Origin of the sequence: Mesorhizobium sp. LSHC412B00, assembly GCF_000503035.1 — a bacterium.
In the GTDB taxonomy this organism is placed as follows: domain Bacteria; phylum Pseudomonadota; class Alphaproteobacteria; order Rhizobiales; family Rhizobiaceae; genus Mesorhizobium.
Window position 1 is genome coordinate 125,273 of the sequence record NZ_AYWB01000014.1, and the last position, 20,020, is coordinate 145,292.

Consider the following 20,020-nt stretch of genomic DNA (forward strand, 5'->3'; position numbering starts at 1 on the left):
CCCGCATGAAAAATGGAGAGCTCCGTTTTGCCGTCATGGCAGCGCCGCTCCTGCTATTCATGGTGCTCGCGTTCAATCTGCCGGTCCTAACCATGCTCGGGTGGAGCTTCACAAATCCGACGCCGACAGCGCAGCACTACCTCTATCTTCTCGAAACGCCGGTCTATTTACGGGTGATCGGCAACACAATGCGCATTGCAGCCATGACAACGCTTGGCTGCATCATCCTGGGCTATCCGCTCACCTATTGGATGCGGGGGCTGTCGCCGCGTGGACGCTCGATCTGTTTGGTGCTTGTGTTGCTGCCGTTTTGGATCAGCATATTGATCCGCACCTATGCCTGGATTGTCATTCTCGGAAATGACGGCATCGTCAATCGGGCGCTTCTTGCGATCGGACTGGTCGACGAGCCGCTCCGGTTTATCTACAACGAACTGGGCGTTCTGATCGGCACCATAAATGTGCTGCTGCCGTTTTTCGTGCTCCCGCTCTACGCGGCATTCAGCCGATTCGATGAGAGATGCTTCCAGGCGGCTGCGTCGCTTGGTGCCTCCAGGCGCGCGATTTTCTGGCGCCTTTTCCTTCCGATGAGCGGGCCGGCAGTTGCAGCGAGCGCGACTCTCGTCTTCATCCTGTCGCTCGGCTTCTACATCACGCCTGCGATCTTAGGCGGCGGCAATGTGACCATGATTGCCAACATGCTGGACGGACTCATCAACACGCTTCCGAGCTGGGAAACAGCGGCAGCGTTGTCGACCATACTCATGATCACGGTCCTGCTTCTATACGCGATCAGCCAGAGGCTGCGCGCTGACGATGCGAATTGACGAAGGAGAGGGGCGTATGAACAGCAACGGGCGATATCCGGCTGCTTCGGTCGAGGAGGTGCCGCGACGGGGAGAGGGGCACCGATCGCAGGGACGGGCGCAGCGGGTTATTTCCATGGTGGAGCGCACTCTTGTGGTCCTGCTTGCAGTCGCAGCGATCCTATTCCTGTTTCTGCCTATCCTGATCGTGGTTCCGATGTCATTTTCCTCTGCGCAGTCGCTGACCTTTCCGCCACCGGGCTTTTCCCTGCGCTGGTACGCGGCCTTCTTCAACGATCCGGCTTGGCTGAACGCGCTGTGGAATTCATTTCTCATCGCAAGCATCTCTTCGGTGCTCGCCCTCGCAATGGGCACAGCGGCGGCTTACGCACTGGTGCGGGGTCGATTTGCCGGGCGATGGGCAATGGAGGCCAACTTCATGGCCCCCCTGGTCCTGCCGTCGATCATCCTTGCGATCGCCCTCTACATCACCTTCGCACGAACTGGCCTGCTCGGCTCCCATGCTGCGGTCATCATCGCGCACACTCTGCAAAGCGTGCCATATGTAGTCATACTGATGTCTGTCGCCATCTCCTCTTTCGACAGACGTATTGAGGAGGCTGCCCGGACGCTTGGCGCGAGCGATCGAGTAGTCTTTCTTCGAGTTCTTTTACCGAATGTAATGCCGTCAATTGCAGCTGTCGGAATACTGGTATTTATAGTTAGCTTCGATGAAGTTGTACTGACTATTTTCTTGTATGGCACGAATTTCACCATCCCAAAACTTATGTTCAATAGGCTGGAACTGCAGGTCGATCCAACGGTCACAGCAATTGCCACGCTGCTGATATTGTTCACGGTCGTTTCGCTTGGCTGCGTCGCCCTGCTTACTCGCCAATCTGGCCTGCTCTTGCACCGATGAGTCGACGCAAGGGAGGACATGACGAACAGCAATCGGTGCGAGAAGGAACCCTCGATGCCGAAAAAAGATTGTTCAATGCCGTGCAGCGACAGTGTGAGCGCGGAAGCCTTCGAGACAGGCGAGGCAGTGTGCGGGCAGGCCATCGAATGGCGCCGCGATTTCCATCGCCATCCTGAGCTTCTGTTTGATGTCGACCGCACGGCCGCACGCGTCGCCGGCCTTCTCCGGGATTTCGGATGCGACGAAGTTACGACCGGCATTGGTCGAAGCGGGGTCGTCGCAGTGATCCGAGGCCGAACCGCACCGACCAGTCGCACCATCGGCATTCGTGCTGACATGGACGCTCTGCCCATCCTTGAGGCGACAGGTCTGCCCTACGCCTCGGCCGTGCCCGGACACATGCATGCCTGTGGGCATGACGGGCATATGGCGATCCTGCTTGGGGCGGTGAAGCACCTTACCGCAACGCGCGCCTTTTCCGGCACATTGGTCGCAATCTTCCAGCCTGCGGAGGAAGGCGGCGGCGGCGCCAAGGTCATGATCGAGGACGGCCTCTTCGAGCGCTTCGGCATCGAGGAGGTCTACGGCCTTCACAACATGCCGGGCATGGACGTCGGCACCTTCGCCATATCGGACGGCGTCATGCTCGCCGCATCCGACCGCTTCGACATCAAAATCCTCGGCAAGGGCGGACACGCGGCCCAGCCGCACGAAACCATCGATCCAATCCTGGTAGCAAATCACGTGGTCGGCGCACTGCAGAGTATCGTCTCAAGGAGCGTCGACCCTATTGACCCGGTCGTGCTCTCGGTCACGTCCATCCACGCTGGAGATGCCTACAACGTCATACCGTCCGAAGTCCTGCTGAAGGGCACTGTCCGCACCTTGTCAGAAACCAGCCGCGACAAAATCGAAAGCCGCGTCGGCGCCCTGGTCTCCTCCGTCGCCAAGGCGTTTGGCGCTGAGGCCGAGTTCGACTATCGCCGTGGTTACCCGCCGACAGTCAATCATCCCATCCCGGCCGGCATTCTTGGGGATGCCGCCGCACGCGTGGCTGGAGACGCTCCAGTGCGGCGCAATACGGCGCCCATAATGGGTGCAGAAGATTTCTCCTACATGCTGAAAACCCGGCCCGGCGCTTTCATCTTCATGGGCAATGGTATGACGGCCCCCCTTCATAATCACAGATATGATTTTAACGACGAGGCCCTGCCCTTCGGAGTTGCTCTATGGGTCGAGCTGGTGACCAGAGAACGGAACTAAGCCGCAAACTAGCGGCTACACAGAACGGAAACAGAAAGCGGCCAGAGCTGAATGACCTCACCTGCGTCGAAGTCACCCTAATGCGGGCGCTGGCCGTGTAAGTTCACGAGAGCTGGCTCGGAGCCACCAGCTACCCCAACATGGATCAGCTGTGCAAGCACATAGGGTCTCAGGGCATTGGCTGCCTGAACACGGCTGTATGCGGTCAAGCACGATCGCGTGCTGGCTGAGCGTTTTTGTCACGCGGCAGGAAGGCCGAATAACGGTCAAGAAAACCCCCGAAGGCCTCGGTGAATGCGAAACAATCTTCATCGGTGGTGGTCAGGGAGAGATTGATGGTGCCACGCCGTTGCACGTAGAAGCCGCGTAGTAGCATGTCGAGATGAAAGAGCTTGCGTTGGACTGGCGTGGTCGCGATCTCGGCGGGGTTGCGGGGTGCTATGGGCTGAAAATGCAGCGATAGAATGGATCCGTAAGCTCCGATCGAAAGCACCACTCCGCGCGTCCTCGCGGCTGAAAGGAGGCTCTGGCGCAGCCAGTCGCCGCGAGCGTTGGCCGCATGAAGCGCTTCGGCGGTCGCCACCTTCGTAAGACCGACCTGGCCGGCGATCATAGTCAGCACATTATTGTTGAACGTACCGCCATGTCCGATAGCGCCAGGACGTGACGGGTCCAGCCGGTCCATCAGGTCCGCCCGCCCGCCGAAGGCACCGAAGGTCAGGCCGCCACCCAGCGACTTGCCAAGCGTTGTGAAGTCAGCGCGAACCTGGACTAGATCTTGAAGGCCGCCAGGGGAGAACCGGGCGGTCTGCACTTCATCGAAGATGAGAAGCGCCCCGCACTCATCCGCAATGGCCCGAAGAGCGGCAAGGAAGCCAGGGCGGGCCAGAATGCCGCCGCCGCTCCCCATCATGGGTTCGACGATGATGGCGGCGGTCTGTGCACCATCTTTTTCTAGGACTTGCCGGACGTCCTCCTCGTCGTTGAACTGAGCGAAGCGAAGCCGCCGTTTGTCAACATTGAGCGGCGTTTTTACGTCGAGGTAGTTGGCAAAGCTTCCATGATAGCCACCGTGGAAGGCGAGCACCAGCGGCCGATCCGTTACTGCGCGCGCTAGGCCCATGGCCATCAGATTGGCCTCGGTCCCGGAATTGCAGAAGCGGACACGCTCGATAGACGAGAAACGAGTACATATCGCTTCGGCCAGCGCTTCTTCATGCCTATGAGGACCACCGAAGCTGATGCCGTTATCGAGCGCGCCCCGAATGGCGGCCACTATGACGGGGTTGGAATGACCGTAGAACCCGGCTGTCAGGTCGTTCGTGAAATCCATATAGCTATGCCCGTCGACGTCGATGACGCGGGATCCCTCCGCGCTTTCGATGGACACGGGAAACGGATCGTAGTAGAGCGCGATCCTTGTATTGCCGCCGGGGAGCACCCGGCGGGCCATGGAAACCTGCATTCGACTCTTGGGATTGGTCCTGGAATAGCGGCCTTCCAATTCTTCGATTTCGCGTTCGAGGGTAGATTGCTCGACGGCCGATAGGTTCATCGTGGGTCCTCACATTTGCGTTGGGGCTAACGCATCTTGCGCCTTGTCAGGCGTCGCCACGTTGAAGGATAACAGCCGGCGAATGTCGCACATGCGGGTGATCTGCTCGGCAACATTTTGCGCCCGTCGTCCTCTCTCGTTGTAGAAATTGTCGTAAATCCGATCCGAACGTTGGCGCCTCCATCGCAGCGACGGAACTGATGTTGCCAAACAACCGGTGCACAGACGGAGACATTTTCGCCAGTGTCTGGGCGGGGCCATGGCTTAGTCCTTTCGATTAAGAAAGCTATTAAGCTTCTTCGCCAGGACCCTCACATGAGGCGGAGCGACCAGCGTGTAATGGTCACCTGGCACCTCATGAATTTCCAGGCGCGCCCTCGCGAATTGCTTCCACCCAAGATCGCCATCAGGTTCATTCGTGGATGTGCGCAGCCCCTTCTTGGCTGCAAAAAGCACGGACCTGCTGTCGTTGGCCCGAGGCGTATATTCACGCAGCGCAATTTTATTTGCCTCGGCAACTGCCAGGATATTATTGAGCTGCGTTTCGCTCATGTCGGGTACGTTACCTGATCGCATTCCGAAATCGAGCAATGCCGTAACCTGACACTCACGTTTGATGGAATTCAACTTTGGCCAATGTTTCTTCAGCGCTGGAACAAGGACACTCAATGTGACCGCTTGCTCGCTAAGCCAATCAGGAATGGGGCTGTTGCCGACCAGCTGATGATACCGGCCGCTTGCGACTTCTTCATCCTTGTGAAGCGCTTTAGCATCGAGCAGCGCAAGGATTGCTACCACGTCACCAGCATCGCGCAATTGACAGGCCATTTCCCAAGCAATGCTGCCGCCCATGGACAAGCCGGCGAGCTGATAAGGGCCGCGTGGCTGAACGCTTTTGATGGCCTCAACATATTCCCCTGCCATCTCGGCAATGCTCAGGTGAGGTTTTGCCTCACCATTCAGGCCTCGCGCCTGTAATCCGAAGACCGGCTGGTCTGCACCCAATGCCTTAGCAAGTGGCGTATATAGGAGTACATGTCCCCCAAAAGGGTGGGGGCAAAACAGAGGCGTCCGTGAACCGCCCGTTTGTATCGCCACCAATGCGTTCGGACGCGCGCTTCCACGGGTCTTCGAGAGGGCTATTGCGAGCCCTCTTGGAGTCTGGTGTTCCAGCAGCAGGGAGACAGCCAATCTCTCTCCCGTAAGCTGCTCGACGCGATCGATGACGCTTAAAGCACTCAACGAATCGCCACCAAGATCAAAGAAGCTGTCGCTTGCGGCAACTTCTTCCAAGCCCAAAATGTCCCGGTAGACCGCCGCAATTTGGCGGTCTAAAGCCGCCTCAGCAGACATCTCACCCAAAATCGGGCTGCGTGGTTCATCGTTCTTAGTCTGGGCATCGGCGGATATGGCCGTAGGATCCGGTTCATTCAAAGCAGCGTTTTGTCCCCCCTCTTTGCTGGCGACCGCATCAAGCCAATAATGCTTGCGATCAAAAGGATAAGGCGGGAGGGGGGTACGCTGCGGCGGTTTATGATCGTGCATGCCAGACCAATCGATGTGAACGCCGCAGCTCCAAAGCTTGCCCAGTGTCTGTAACAGTCTGAGGCGATCACCTTGCCCATGATCGCCTCCTGGCAAGGCTGCAAAGGCGAGGGGACTGCGACGGTTGATATTTGACTTGAACCGCTTGGAATGTCCCGTCAGGGCTGCGCCAGGCCCCAGCTCAATGAACAACTCGTGGCCCGATTGCACTAGCCGATCGAAGGCCTGATGGAACTGCACCGTCTCTCGCAAGTTGCGGACCCAATAGCTGCTATCGAGCCGCACGGCCGGCTCAAGCCAGTCACCCAGTACTGTTGACATGAAAGACATTTGCGGCGCGTGCAAATCGACTTGTGCTGCGTGAATCTTGAACTCCGGCAGGATTGGATCGAGTAGGGACGAATGCACGGCATGACTTCCACGTATTCGTTTGCTCGCAATAGATTTCGCCTGCAATCGCTCATGAAGCGCTTCGATCTCGGATGCGGCCCCCGAAACGACGCACTGACGTGGACCGTTTATGGCTGCCAATGAAAGGCGTTCGTTCCAATAGGGCTGCAGATCTTCCGGCGACAGGCTGACTGCAACAATGCCGCCGGCAGGCATACGCGACGTTAACTGTCCTCTTATTAGCGTCAGTCGAATGGCATCGGGTAACGAGATGATGCCTGCAATATGGGCGGCTGCATATTCGCCGATGCTGTGGCCGATCACAGCTGCAGGGAAGATGCCCCACGACATGAAGAGCTTCGCCATTGCGAATTGCGTAGCGAAGATGACGGGCTGTATGACGGCTTCCAGCTGAGGCCCAAGTTCGCCATCGGGTTTGTCTTCCCTGTACAGCAGAGGGCGGAAATCAATATGTGCGAGTTCGTTAAGCCAGTTTGCGCATTCGTCGATGGCGCACCGGAAGACTGGCTCTTCTTCATAAAGCTCCCGACCCATTCCAATCTGCTGCCCGCCCTGGCCGGAGAACATGAACACGATGCGATGTTCACTGCTTGACGCTTCCCCCGATGCGCCCGCATGCAGTGCCGCCTGATCTAATTGGTCGGCTAGTTCCGCCAAATCGGATCCGACGAAACCTGTCCGATATCTAAGAGCGGCTCGACCCTTCTGCAGAGTGTATGCGACATTTGCTGCGCTGTGCTGAACATCGCTTCGGCGCACAAAGCCGGCCAGTTGCCGGAGCATTTCGGTTAGTGCAGACAAACTCGCACCCGATACTGGAAAAACTTGTAACCTGCGACCGCTTTGTTGACCCCTCTGCGGCGGAGCCTCCTCGAGAATCACGTGCGCATTCGTGCCGCCAATGCCAAATGAGCTGATCCCGCCGCGCCGCGGTTCACCGCCCTTAGGCCAAGCGGTGCAGGTCTTGTTTACGAACACCGGGCTCTCCTTGAAGTCGATATTTGGGTTGGGCTTATCGAAATGCAGGCTGGCGGGAATGGTGCCTCTGTTCAGCATCGTGGCGAGCTTGATCAATCCCGCTACACCCGCTGCGGCGTCGAGATGGCCGATATTTGTCTTCACCGAACCTATTGCGCAGAATTGTTTCCGTGCGGTATGGGAACGGAAAGCCTTGGTTAGGCTTGAGATTTCGATGGGGTCTCCAAGGTGAGTTCCCGTGCCATGCGCCTCCACATAACCAATGGAGTCTGCGGAGACGGCAGCATCGGAGAGGGCAGCATGTATCACCGCAGCCTGTCCGTCAGCACTGGGGGCGGTGAACCCTACCTTGGCGGCGCCATCATTGTTGATGGCAGTCCCCTTTATGACTGCCCAGACATAGTCGCCGTCTCTACAGGCATCGCTCAGCCGCTTGAGAACGACGACCGCTGCTCCGCTGCCTCTCACCGTTCCTTGTGCTTTAGCATCGAACGCACGGCAGTGGCCGTCAGGGGACAAGATATGGCCTTGTTGATGGAGATAGCCTTTTCCATGGGGCAGGGAAATCGATGCACCGCCTGCCAGGGCCATATCGCACTCATTGCTTCGCAGGCTCTGGCAAGCGAGGTGGACAGCAACCAGCGAAGTGGAGCAGGCGGTCTGAACTGAGACGCAGGGGCCGGTCAAGTTGAGCTTGTAGGCAATGCGCGTGGCCGTGAAATCGTGGCCATTAAGAATGCGGATCTGCAACTTCTCTGAATCCAGCAGGTCCCGGCCTGCTTCACGTTCAGCGAGATAGTGGTTGGCCCCCACGCCGGCAAAGACACCGACTCGGCCCTCGGCGGTCTCGCGCGATCCGTATCCTGCATGATCGAGCGCCTGATGCGCCGTTTCCAGCAGGATTCGCTGTTGCGGGTCCATCCACGCTGCTTCCTTAGGCGAGATGCCGAAGAACGCTGCGTCAAACAGATCAATTCCGCTGATAACGGCTTCCCGCCTCACATAATCAGGTCTGCCAAAAGTGTCGGGAGCGACGCCAGCTTCTCGCAACGTCTGTTCATCCAGATCCGCGATGGACTCTATGCCATCGACCAGATTGCTCCAGAATTGATCGACGTTCTCCGCCCCCGGAAACCTGCCCGCCATACCTATGATCGCAACAGCATTGCGGTCCTGTTTGGGCTCGTTTCCGCTTCCGGCCAAACCAGTTGTATTCTTTGAGTCTTCAGCGGAGTGAGGAGCAGCTGGAGTTGCGGCCAAATGCGCAGCGAGCGTTCTTATGGTGGGGTGCTCGAAAAGATCCAGAATCTTGCAATCAACGCCCAGACGATCTTGGATACGCGCCTGAACCTGGACGATAGCTAGGGAATGTCCGCCAACATCGAAGAAATTGTCTTCAACGCCAACGGAGTCCAGCTTCAGCACGTCCTTCCAGATCTCAGCCACTTCCGTTTGAAACCTGCCGGTCGGAAAAGTTGCGGCCTTCAATTTCGAGGCGTTTCTCGGCTCGGGAAGAGCGCGCCGATCGATCTTGCCGCTGCGATTGGTCGGTAGCTGCGGGAGGAACGCGAACTGTGAGGGAATCATGTAGCCAGGCAGCGCGGAGCGCAAGAAAGCCTGAAATTCATCGATATCCTCCGAACTCTCCAGCCGCCTCACTACGTAGGCTGTCAGGCTCGCATTTTCGTCGAGACGCTCTGTCAGCGTGACGCAGCATGCTTTGACGTTTTGGTGCTCCATCAGACACTGCTCGATTTCGGCAAGTTCAACCCGCATGCCGCGGATCTTGATCTGTCCGTCCTTTCGGCCTAGGAACTCAATGGCGCCATCTTGCCGATACCGGGCCCGATCCCCAGTCCTGTAGAGCCTGGATTGCGGCTCATCGTCGAACGGGTTTGGCCGGAAAAGCTCGCCCGTGAGTTTATCGCTATTGATGTAGCCACGGGCTATGCCGACGCCCCCGATGTAAAGCTCGCCGATTGCGCCGACAGGTGCCGGATTACCATAGCGATCGAGGATGTAAGCCTTGCTATTGATTGAGGGGCGCCCAATGGGTGGCTTTCGCCCATCGGCTTTCACCTCGGTCCTTATGCAATAGACGGTCGTTTCGGTGGGCCCATAGGAATTAAAGATGCGGCGCTTCTCACCCCATCGCTCAATGAGGCTCGACGGCAAGGGCTCTCCACCTGACTTGATTACGGTGAGATCAGGAAGATCAGTCGAAGGCAAGGACGTCCACGCTGTCGGCGTAAGACCGGCAGCGGTAATGCGCTCACGGCGCATGAACTGGACAAGCTCTGCTCCAGGCAGCGACGCTGACGGGGGCGCCAGGCACAATTGACCACCAGAAGATAAGGCCAGCATAAAATCAAACAGCGATGCATCAAATCCGCAGGAAGCGAACTGCAATACCCGGCTATCCGGCCCCAGCTGATAGGTGCGTTTCAGATCATCCACCATGTTGCAGGCGCTGCGATGTTCAATCATCACGCCTTTCGGCTGACCAGTGGAACCAGACGTATAGATCACGTAAGCCAAATCGGAGGGGCCGGCTGGGCAGCGCGGAGGCGTGACTTCATGTAGAGCAATTTCGGTACGGTCCTTGTCGAGGAGAACCACCGCGCATCCATTCGCACCTTCAAAGTTTAGCCCTGATAGGGCTCTCCCGAACGCCCGTTCTGTAAGCTCTGCTTTGCTGATCACTGCAGTGGAGCCCGCGTCCCGCATCATGAAGCGCAGGCGCTCGGGTGGTAGTCGCGGATCGAGAGGAAGATAGACGGCCCCCGCCTTCAAGACCGCTAGAAAGCCGACAATGAGATCGCACGAACGCTCGACGAGGACGCCGACCACGTCTCCAAGGCAGATGCCCTTTGAAATCAAGTGGCGGGCGAGCCTGTTTGCCCTTTGCTCAAGTACGGCATAGCTGAGCGCCTCCGCTGGGCAGCTGGCAGCGATATTGTCTGGGTAAGCGGCAGCCTGCGCTTCAATCAGGTTGTGCAGGCAAATGTCGGACGGAAAAGGTGCGGCTGTCTCGTTCCAACTATGCAGAAGCTGATACTCTTCCTCTGGCGTCAGAAGACTATAGTTGCCTATGCGTCGGGCTGGCGCATCCGCAATCCCCTCAAGCAGAAAACAATAGTGCTTCGCCAGCCGCTCGATGGTGCTGGGATCCCACAAATCCGCGTTGTATACGACGTAAAGGCGGACGCTTTCTTTTCCGACGAGGATTCGGACATCAAGATCGATCCAGACATCGGTCTCGCAAAGTCGGATTTGCGCAGGCAAGCCGGAGAGGTCGACGTCGCACGGCCTGAAGGCAAGAGAACTCACCGCCTCCGGGATGAAGTTGAAAACAGCTTGCGCGAGCGGATTGCGATCGGGTGCAGGAGAGAGCTTGAGCTTCTCCAGCAGCAGCGGAAGAGGAAAATACTCGTGCCTGCGCGCGCTTCGCATCAGATGACGGACCCGCTGCAAATGTTCGAGGAAAATTGGATTTCCGGAAAGATCCTGCCGTAGGCCCCCTAGGGTCACAAAGCAGCCGAAGGTCCCCGAGAAATTTCCTGCAGGACGACCGAGGCGTGGCACGTAGAGGGTGATGTCGTCCTGGTCGCAATAGCGATGCAGCAAGACATAATAGGCAGCGAGCAGGACGGTGGCGAGCGTCACTTTTTCTTTGCGCGCCAGTCGCTCCAAGCGCGTGACCAGCGGCATCTCAATATCCAGGGAGAAAACTGATCCGGTATACGCGGCAAGCGCAGCTCGTGGTCTGTCGGTCGGAAGGGCCAGCTCCGGCTCATGATCAACAAACTGACTGCGCCAGTAGGCCCACATGCGTTCTCCGTCGTCGCCGGCAAGGAGGCGCTCTTGCCAGGCTACGAAGTCCCCATAAGGAGGCGCCGCGGTCAGACCCGGCAGATCCGTGTTGCCGCAGAACGCCTGGTAGAGCCTGCCGAACTCGTGCAGGAAGGTGCGAATGCTGTAGCCGTCGGAAATGATGTGATGGAAATTGAGGAGGAGAACCTCTTCCGTGGCACTGCTGATGAACAGGTGAGCGCGAAACACTGGCCCATGTTCCAGATCGAAAGGCGAGCGAGCTTCCGCCGCGATAGAGTGACGGAAGCCCGCCTCGTCCACACCTTGCAGGCGAACGATATGAAGACTTAGACAGGCTGTCTCATGAATGCGCTGAACGACCTTCTCGCCTTCCTGGTGAAAGGTCGTGCGCAGCATTTCATGGCGGTCGATCAATGATTGGAGCGCACCCCGCAGGGCGTCAATCTCGAACGGCGCCTTTATGCGCAGTTCGACTGGCAGATTGTATTCGCTACCAGTCGGTCGTTTTTTATGATGTATCCAAAGGCCCATCTGGCCATGCGACAGCGGACGCGTAACATGATCCATTGCTTTCTCCAGCCACATAGTCGTGCGGAGAACGCTACCCGTCTTCTTTTGGAAACGGTTTGAATTTTCGGAGAACTATTCGGTCGTTCATGTGAACTTGTCGTACGGAGGAATACATATTCAGTCGAAGTAAGAATCGCAGATGACCTGGCGATATAAATTTTGAAAGGAAAATTCAAAAGTGGACAGCGGAGTATCAAACCGTTTCACGATCGTTGAAGTGGCTTAATATATCTTTGCACATCGCGAGCCGCCGGTAGCGTAGAAGTGGCTCCTAGTCAGTAACGACTACGCCACCTAATGCAGCTGAAGGGTGTGAACGGCCAAAGCGTGATCGACTTACGTTGTGCTGATCAGGCAAGGGCTTGTGGTGGAGCACGCTGTGATGCATGCATTCGAATAGGCAGACGGGCACAATCGACGTTTGGGTTTTCCGGCATTCACAGCTGACGATCCCGACGTTGCACATGCGCGAGGTGCTGAGTCCAGCTGAGCGGGAACGGGCAGAAAAAATCCATCGCTCAGACCTGCGTCTTTCGTATCTTCAGGCAAAGTTTGCTTTTCGAACCATCCTTGCTGCGCACTTGCATGTTCCGCCGAAAGATCTCCAAGTGACCATTTCACACTTTGGCAAGCCCCGATTGCCAGCGCATGATATTGAACTGAGCCAGTCTCATAGCCACGATTGGTCCGCCGTCGCCGTATCAGCCATGAGCATGGTTGGGATAGATATTGAGCGTTCGCGCCCCCTGGCGAATTGCCGACAGCTGGCTTGCCACATTATGACTGACCAAGAGGCAAGAATTTTTGAAGAACTTCCACAAGAGCTGCGTGCGCGAAAGTTCCTGGAGCTGTGGACCAGAAAAGAGGCCGTACTGAAATGCGCAGGTCTGGGTCTCCGCGAAGACCCGCGCGGCCTTCATACGGGCTGGGATGAGCCGGCCGTGCAATTTGGTGATGTGCAATATTACCTCAACGCACTGCCAGTCTGCGAGCAGTTGGTAGGGCATTTAGCATCGCATGCTCCGCAAAAGATCATCATGCGCTGCATGCCATCACAATTAGAGCGTCAGATGTTCAGTTTGAATCGCGAGGGATTCCAGTGAGGCGTGGTTCATGATTCACTTCCCGTAGGAGGTGATTTGCCATACCCAAGCCCTATTCGCTCGATTTGCGTGAACGTGTTGTGCGGTTTGTCGAGGCTGGCCACTCGCGGCGTGCGGCGGCGGCACATTTTAGGGTGTCGGTTTCGTTTGTCGTGATCCTGATGAGGAACTATCGAAAGACCGAGAGCCTGGCGCCCAAGGCCAGCGGTGGCCGCCGCCATTCCAAGCTCGACCCGCATCGAGCGTTCCTGCTTGGCCGTGTGGCCGAGAAGGATGACATCACCATGCCGGAGCTTGCCGCCGAGCTGGTTACTGCTGCAGGCGTCCAGGTCGCTCCTGCCTCGATCTCGCGCTGGCTCATCAGGAATGGCTATCGCTTCAAAAAAAACGCTGCTGGCCAGCGAGCAAGATCGTCCCGACGTCAGCAAGGCGCGGCAGGAGTGGCAGACCAGGCGCCAGTCGCGGATGCGGCTTGAGTCACATCGGCTGGTGTTCATCGACGAAACCGGAACCACTACGAAGATGACACGTCTGCGCGGCCGCTGCCTAAAGGGCCAACGGCTGCGCTCAAAGGCACCGTTCGGGCATTGGAAGACGCAGACCTTCATCGCCGGGTTGCGCTGTCATGGGCTCACGGCCCCTTTTGTTATCGACACGCCGATAAATCGGCGCATCTTCGAAACCTATGTCGAGACGCAGCTCGCTCCGACGCTGGCAAAGGGCGATGTCGTCATCCTCAGATCTCGCTGCCCACAAGAGCCCGGCCGCTGAGGCAGCGATCCGGGCCAGAGGCGCATGGCTGCTCTTCCTGCCGACCTACAGCCCAGATCTCAATCCCATCGAAATGGCATTCGCCAAGCTCAAGGCGCACCTGCGCGCACAGGCCATCAGAACCATCGACGCCCTGTGGCAGGCCATTGGCGATATCTGCAATCTCTTCTCTCCAACAGAATGGAGAAACTACTTCGCAGCCGCAGGGTATGGACTCACATGAAAGTCCGCCGCTCTAGACTCCTCGACTCTGGATCGCCCGGGCGGAATTTTCCGGGGTGTCCGGCTCAGGGTGGCATAGCCGCCGAAGAGTGAGCGAATCGGCGGGTTGTTGGCGATCGCGCCATTGGCCCGGACAGTATTGAAGTCCTCGTGCCTTCCGCCATCTATGAGCGGAATCGTCAAGGTTTGAGGAACAGTGGCGTTCAGGCATTCGGCCCGGAATTTCCCGTCGAACGTTATATGGCATGGTTGTCGGTGCCGAGTCGTGATCCGGCCACCCCTGCGATTAGCCCGGATGCGCTGCGACCGGATCCGTGGGCATGGACATATACAGGGTGGCGGCCAAGGTCAGCCAGGTTGATAGTGTTGAAAAAGTCCGGCGCACCGCAAATCGCCATCGATATTAGAATCCAGTTCCACCCCGGCGCATTGCGTGGAATCAGGATTCAATTTTGGGGTCTCTGCGGAATGCCATGCTACGAAAGTGCCACGGGCGACCGCGACGCGGACTTTTTCAACAATCTCGGTTAGTACCCGCAGTCAAGATACCTGAACGCGCGCCTATTCGGAAAGCGAGTAGCCGACGCACCTTACGGTCCTTATGAGATCCTGCTCGCCGACCCCATTGAGAGCCGCGCGCAAGCGGCCAATGTGAACGTCGATGGTGCGGGGGCCAATATGAACAGCGCGCGGCCAAGCTACATTGCGCAGTTCATCTCTGGAGTATACCGTGCGTGGGTTCTTCATGAGATGGTGCAGCAGGCGGAACTCGGTTGGAGCGAGATGGATCATCCGGCCGTTTCGCCGTACGCGATAACTGGTCGCATCCATTTCCAGATCGAGAAAGGTCAGCAGGTCTCGTCCACCGACAGCGGGATCCCTATTCGAGTCGTGCCCGATCGCACGAACACTTGTCAGCCAAGAGAACAGGAATTCCCGAAGCCTAGTCCCCATCAGTGGCTCGGGCGAGAATGGTCTGCTAACATACTGGTTAGCGCCGGACTTGAGGTTCTTTTGCCGACCTGCTTCGTCACCTTGGGCCGCAAGCGCGATAATCGACATCGACCGCGTCCGGTGCTCCAGCCGCGGGCCTGCACACAGCGTCTTCGTCTCAACACCGGGTACGTCCGGCGTCAGCTCCTGAAGGCACTTGGCCAGCGCCCCCGCATCCGTCACCCCCGTAACAACAAGCCCCTTCTTCTTAACGATATATTCCAGCAACGAGCGAAAGCTATCGTCTGCCGCGGCGATCAGCACCATAGGCGGCGGTGGGGAATCCCGGCCAGTATCGTCATTGGACGTTGAGTCAAATCCCTCAGGGGTCGTTTCGACCGGCCGCTGGATGTAGTTGCACATGGAATCCTCCGATCGTCTTAGCCGTCAGTCTCGTGGCTCGCCGTTCGAGTCGCCGACCTCATCGACCATCTGATTCAAATCAAGGACAGTGGACGTGCATCCCTGCAGCCGATGGTGCCGACCTCTCCAACAGCATTGGCTGTTCTAGGACGCCGGCTCGCTGGCGCGGGAAAGAGCAGTCTTGACGGCGGCAACAGCGTTGTCGGTGAGCGTAATTATGGCTCGATTTCTCCTTAAGTCCGTCACGCGTTTGCGGATCACGTTGCATGTTCCGTGCCAAGGAGAAACTCCTTTCAAAACAATATGTGGCTCTAATACTGCCATGTCGCATGTCCGACATCGTCGGATGGATGTCGCCTAATCGGTAGAATGCAAGCCCTTTCGGAACGTCGAGGCTGTCGTTGCTGGTTGCTGGGGGCAGTGTCGTCTTCGCGGTCGGCCCAGCTCGCCAGAAGAGCCGCGTTCCAGCACCGCATCGTCCTCATAGCTTGGCAGCGGCCAGGCGGGAAAAGCTCCTCCGCTGGTGTACTAGGAAAACCGTCGCCTTACTGATCTTCAACTGCTGCAACAGCATCATAGGTCGGGCGTAGGATTGATCGGACGTCTTCACGGTCCCACGTCACACTTGCGTTCGTCTTCGCATCGCTTCTCGCACTGGATGGCGAGAGGCCAAATGCCAAAACGGCGCGGAGCCGAGCACCGGCCCAAACCCACAGCGGAAGGCGTCCGGACCTTAGCGGATTAGCTGCCCGGGAATTACCGGACAGGCCCTCTGGTTAACGGAATCGCTATCAGGGGATTGCTGAAACCCGCAGCAGTGTCGCAGCAAGAAGGGAGTGATCAGACGTATTCGCAACTGAAACGTTACACAATATTGTTTTGCAAACCGCTGGGTCGCGACCACAATACGACGCATAATCTTGCTGATCGCCACGGCATTGAAGCCTTTGGTTTCAGCATTAGCCGCGATGCGCCGCTGGTACACCAGCACGAGGCGACTTCGATTGCCAGATGATGGAGGTTCTCTTGAAACGTTTCTACGACGACGAAGCCAATTCACTTTTCGTTCAATCGTACGATGCCTTCTATGGCCCCAACATGCCGCAGACGCCCATCGAAGACATCGATTTTTACGCAGGGATCGCGCAGGAAGCCGGCGGAAACGTACTCGAACTGGGATGCGGAACCGGGCGAGTCGCATTGCCACTCGCAGAGCTTGGCTTCAATGTTACCGGTGTCGACTTGTCGGGCGGCCTGCTTTCAATTGCGGCACGCAAGGCGGCCGGGATTCCAATCGCGGCACAACAACGATTGCGATTTGTGCAGCAGGACATGTCAGACCTCCAGCTGGGTGAGCAGTTCTCTGTCGCTTTGGCACCCTTCCACTCCTTTCAGCATCTTCTCACAAGCGAGCTGCAGATTAGAGCCTTGAAGGCCATTCATCAGCATATCCGGCCTGGTGGCCGACTTGTGCTCGATCTTGTCGACCTCCACGTTGAAGTCCTCTCAGAAAAGCTGGTGCCTCCCCGGTCGCGCTCTGCCGTACATGAGCCTAGCGGACGGCGGTATGTCCGGAATCTCCTGAATACCCGCTATGATCACTTTGCGCAAACACGGCATGATGTTTGGCGCTTTTTGGAAATTGGAAAAGATGGCGAAACATTGCAGGAAGAGACGCGTGATCTGGTTCTGCGTTGGACGCACCGGTGGGAGCTGCGCCACTTGCTGGCGCGCTGCGCCTTTTCGGTTGAGGCAGAGTACAGTGACTATCGGCATTCTCCGCCTACTTATGGAAAGGAGTTACTGGTGGTCGCCAAGGTTGACTAGAAGAATGCCGAGATAGATCGAGGTGTCCACTGTGCCCCGATGGCATCTTGGCCGCCGGAGCCGCGTCCAGTGACCGAAATGCTTTCTGGCCGCATCGCGGCCAGCAACGGCAGTACGGGAGAAGGCTCCGCGAGTGAGACCCGCTAAGCGTCGAGGTGTCCGAAGACCCTGATTTTGGGATTGATCTTGGCGGATATCGCTGAAGAAGTCGGTGGCGTCTCGGCCGCGACACGAGAGAGTTGGGTCGTGGGCAGACGTCCTCCGCCTCATGCCTGCGTCGGCCTTGGCTCGGGATCGGCTTTGCGAGTTTCCGGAGGTTTTGGGCCGTTGCTGCTAGGTAGAACTCGTCTTGGGCACCGTTTGGTCCTCGTAATCGCAGGCGATCAAGCATTCAGAATGCGCTTGAGGTGGGCAGGTGGGCAAACAGCTCTCGACCTTCTTCCGCTCGCGACGCGAGGTGACATAGGCCTCGGTGGCGGCAATATCGCGGGCCATGTCGCGCGCACCCTCGTCGCAATACCCGCGATGATCTGCCCGTTCGTAAACCGCTTTCTCTTCTTCAGTCCGGGAAGTAAGGGGCCGCATATTGTTCCCGTTCGCGAAGGGTCGCAAATGGCGTGATCGACCAATCGATTAAGTCGACGGCGCGCTGAATTACCGCCTCCGTCTGAGCAAGGGTGGGTGAAGAGGCCATTACATGTCCGATCTTGTCTCGGTAATTGCCGTTCCTAAGGATCGGCGTCTTGGGTTCAACATAGAATTTGACCTCGGCGACACCTGGAACAGCAGCCGCCCGACTGTCGCCATCGATCCAATCGAGGATACCATCGCGATCAGGGATTAGGTTCCGAGCGACCGCAGTGTGCGAATGGCTTCTGCGCAAATCCCATTCCTCGCCGATCACAAGCTTGATGTGTTCGGTAATGAGATCAACACCGTAAGCCAGCTGAACCAGTTGAGGTGTGGGCGTACCAGCAAGACGCGGGTTCACTTCAATGACGACGGGGCCGAGTTTCGTCCACTTAAATTCAATATTCGTTGGTCCCCAGCCAAGGTCGAGAGCTCGCAAACAGCTAAGCGAAGCGTCGATGATACGCCTATGCTCGTCATCTGTCAGCAGGGCCGGATAGGTGCACTCACGACAGACGAAATGCGGTGGGCCGCCCCAGTCAATGGCGGCAGTCCCAATGACCTCACTTCCCATTAACTCAGCGCCATAATTGGGACCTTGTGCGAATTCTTCGACCAGTATCCGCGGCGAAGACCGCCATATGTACTTCCCGCCCAACAGATAGGCCGTATGTTCGGCTAGCTCCTCGACGCTGCGGCACAATCGGACACCGCTGCTGCCGCTGCCTACGGCTGGCTTGAGAATCACCGGCAGGCCGATCTCCGCAGCAGAACTTTCTACCTCCGTCGCATTGGCTGCAACGCAATAAGCAGGTATTGGAACACCGCCTTCCGCGAGGAGCTGACGTTGAGTGAATTTATCGCAGCATCGTTCAATCGATGCGGGGTTCGGTCCCGGTAGATCGAAATGCGGGCAGAGCTTGCTGGCTGTTGCATAGAACGACTCCGTGGCGCTCGTAATGCCAGCAATATCATAGGTCGCACGCAGCCGGGCACATTCGCGGATCAGCGCATCGAGATTGTCAGTATCGACACGGATTGCCTCAGTGCCTTCCGCCGCAAGATAGTCGTACCGAGCTGGATCAGCCGACAGGGTAATTGGATGAAGACCAAGACGCTGAGCCGCTTGGACGTATAGCGGACCATTGCTCCTTGTGCCTTCAACCAGGATGAGCGCTCTTCTTGCCATTGGCGTTAACCTCCGTTGCGAGCTGTGCGGCGGTCTGAGCGTAAACAGGCATCAGCTTTTTATCGGTGCCTGACCTCAGACGTTGCGGTGAAGGTACCATTGTCAGCGATTGGTGATCGCAAAGATTTTGTAAATTTAGTCGAATGCCAAACTGGCCGGAACGCTGGCGCAGCTGCGTGGGGCAGGCGAATCGGCCGGAGGGGCATGGCTCACGAGGCTGTTCACACCCGGGAAGCCTCAGCCGACCGGCGCCGCAAACGCCAGCCAACCCGCTTCATCTATGCCGGAGTCATCTTCTACGCCTGGGTATCTCAGGGCTAGCCCCCTGTTCGCACACCCTCATCGAAACACTCAACAGGCCTCAAGTTTTCCGAAATCGACCACGGGCGCCTAAATGGCAGGATGCAGACGTACCTCACGGAGGACTACCAGTCTTAGTAGGTTTGTTATTCGAGGTTCTCAGGTAAGTGAGTGGAGCCATTGTCGGGAAATCCTATCGAATTGGCGCACCTCCCGGCCGTCGCTGTTGAGAGAAGCATGCTTGGTAATTGAACTACATACTCTCCGAAGGAGACCACTATGAGTGGAGTGATTGGCGAACCACGCAATATGCAGAATCTCGAAATCCTAAAACCAACCGTCCGCTCAGAATCGCGTCCGTGGGGGGATCATTTCCTTGAAAATGCCGAATCCGATACGTACCCGTGCGATGATTCCTCTCCGGACAGCGATCCGCGCAAATTGGGGGCCGCTGAAACGCGGATTCGCGACATAGACCGCGCGGTCGATAGGGTTCTGAGCGACACGAACGCTTCTTCGCCACATATCACTGCGATTTCGTACGGCGCGATACGTGCCGGCTACTATGGCGCCACCCATCCCGAAAAGGTTTGGAGCTTACGACGCTGCTGCGCTTCGAGACAACAGCCTGCAGATGCGATCTCCAATTGAATTCAAATGCGTCATACCGGGCCGGCCGCTCCGAGTGTGGTGAAGAAGATCTATCCCTGACCCAATGCGATTAATCTGTATCTCGTT

At 57.4% G+C, this 20,020-nt stretch carries 11 protein-coding genes and 2 pseudogenes; 8 read left to right on the forward strand and 5 right to left on the reverse strand.

What is annotated here, in order from left to right:
- Window positions 1-5: 5 nt before the first annotated feature.
- The 3 genes from X757_RS142730 to X757_RS142720 all read left to right on the forward strand — a co-directional run bounded on the left by X757_RS142730 (window position 6) and on the right by X757_RS142720 (window position 2,991).
- Window positions 6-827, forward strand: a complete 822-nt coding sequence (locus X757_RS142730; RefSeq protein WP_031251493.1) for an ABC transporter permease — start codon at window positions 6-8, stop codon at window positions 825-827.
- Window positions 828-843: 16 nt separating this feature from the next.
- On the forward strand, window positions 844-1,728 hold the full coding sequence (locus X757_RS142725) for an ABC transporter permease (RefSeq protein WP_050593967.1): 885 nt from the start codon (window positions 844-846) through the stop codon (window positions 1,726-1,728).
- A gap of 75 nt (window positions 1,729-1,803) precedes the next feature.
- Window positions 1,804-2,991, forward strand: coding sequence for a M20 aminoacylase family protein (locus X757_RS142720; protein ID WP_023727201.1), 1,188 nt, complete (start codon window positions 1,804-1,806; stop codon window positions 2,989-2,991).
- A gap of 205 nt (window positions 2,992-3,196) precedes the next feature.
- Here X757_RS142720 and X757_RS142715 read toward each other — a convergent pair whose 3' ends face one another.
- Window positions 3,197-4,546 (reverse strand): aspartate aminotransferase family protein, encoded by a 1,350-nt coding sequence (locus tag X757_RS142715; RefSeq protein ID WP_023727202.1) that lies wholly within the window; start codon window positions 4,544-4,546, stop codon window positions 3,197-3,199.
- A gap of 264 nt (window positions 4,547-4,810) precedes the next feature.
- The gene (locus X757_RS142710; RefSeq protein WP_023727203.1) at window positions 4,811-11,881 is read right to left on the reverse strand and encodes a hybrid non-ribosomal peptide synthetase/type I polyketide synthase; all 7,071 of its coding nucleotides are present in this window, start codon (window positions 11,879-11,881) and stop codon (window positions 4,811-4,813) included.
- Between the two features lie 467 nt (window positions 11,882-12,348).
- Here X757_RS142710 and X757_RS142705 point away from each other — a divergent pair, with 467 nt between their 5' ends.
- Entirely contained in the window at window positions 12,349-12,987 is a 639-nt protein-coding gene (locus X757_RS142705) for a 4'-phosphopantetheinyl transferase superfamily protein (RefSeq protein ID WP_198024422.1), read from the forward strand.
- A gap of 41 nt (window positions 12,988-13,028) precedes the next feature.
- Window positions 13,029-13,981: pseudogene (locus tag X757_RS1000000166935) on the forward strand (IS630 family transposase).
- Window positions 13,982-14,541: 560 nt separating this feature from the next.
- On the opposite strand, the gene X757_RS142695 reads toward X757_RS1000000166935, so the two are convergent.
- Window positions 14,542-15,336 carry a winged helix-turn-helix domain-containing protein gene (locus tag X757_RS142695; protein ID WP_023727206.1) on the reverse strand — a complete coding sequence of 265 codons (795 nt, stop codon included), beginning with the start codon at window positions 15,334-15,336 and terminating at the stop codon, window positions 14,542-14,544.
- 799 nt (window positions 15,337-16,135) lie between these two features.
- On the opposite strand from X757_RS142695, the gene X757_RS1000000168620 reads away from it, so the two are divergent.
- Together X757_RS1000000168620 and X757_RS1000000165850 are read left to right on the forward strand one after the other, a co-directional pair.
- Entirely contained in the window at window positions 16,136-16,351 is a 216-nt protein-coding gene (locus X757_RS1000000168620; protein ID WP_198024423.1) for a hypothetical protein, read from the forward strand.
- Between the two features lie 11 nt (window positions 16,352-16,362).
- Complete coding sequence (locus X757_RS1000000165850) at window positions 16,363-17,163, forward strand: bifunctional 2-polyprenyl-6-hydroxyphenol methylase/3-demethylubiquinol 3-O-methyltransferase UbiG (protein ID WP_198024424.1); 801 nt, start codon at window positions 16,363-16,365, stop codon at window positions 17,161-17,163.
- Window positions 17,164-17,452: 289 nt separating this feature from the next.
- On the opposite strand, the pseudogene X757_RS1000000166940 reads toward X757_RS1000000165850, so the two are convergent.
- Both X757_RS1000000166940 and X757_RS142690 read right to left on the reverse strand, forming a co-directional pair.
- Window positions 17,453-17,673: pseudogene (locus tag X757_RS1000000166940) on the reverse strand (transposase); the annotation flags it as partial.
- A 49-nt stretch (window positions 17,674-17,722) separates the two neighbouring features.
- A complete protein-coding gene (locus X757_RS142690) occupies window positions 17,723-18,982 on the reverse strand; it encodes an acetyl-CoA carboxylase biotin carboxylase subunit family protein (RefSeq protein WP_023727210.1) in 1,260 nt (419 codons plus the stop codon).
- Between the two features lie 579 nt (window positions 18,983-19,561).
- Here X757_RS142690 and X757_RS1000000168125 point away from each other — a divergent pair.
- Window positions 19,562-19,933, forward strand: coding sequence for a hypothetical protein (locus tag X757_RS1000000168125; RefSeq protein WP_156933473.1), 372 nt, complete (start codon window positions 19,562-19,564; stop codon window positions 19,931-19,933).
- The last annotated feature ends 87 nt before the right edge of the window (window positions 19,934-20,020 follow it).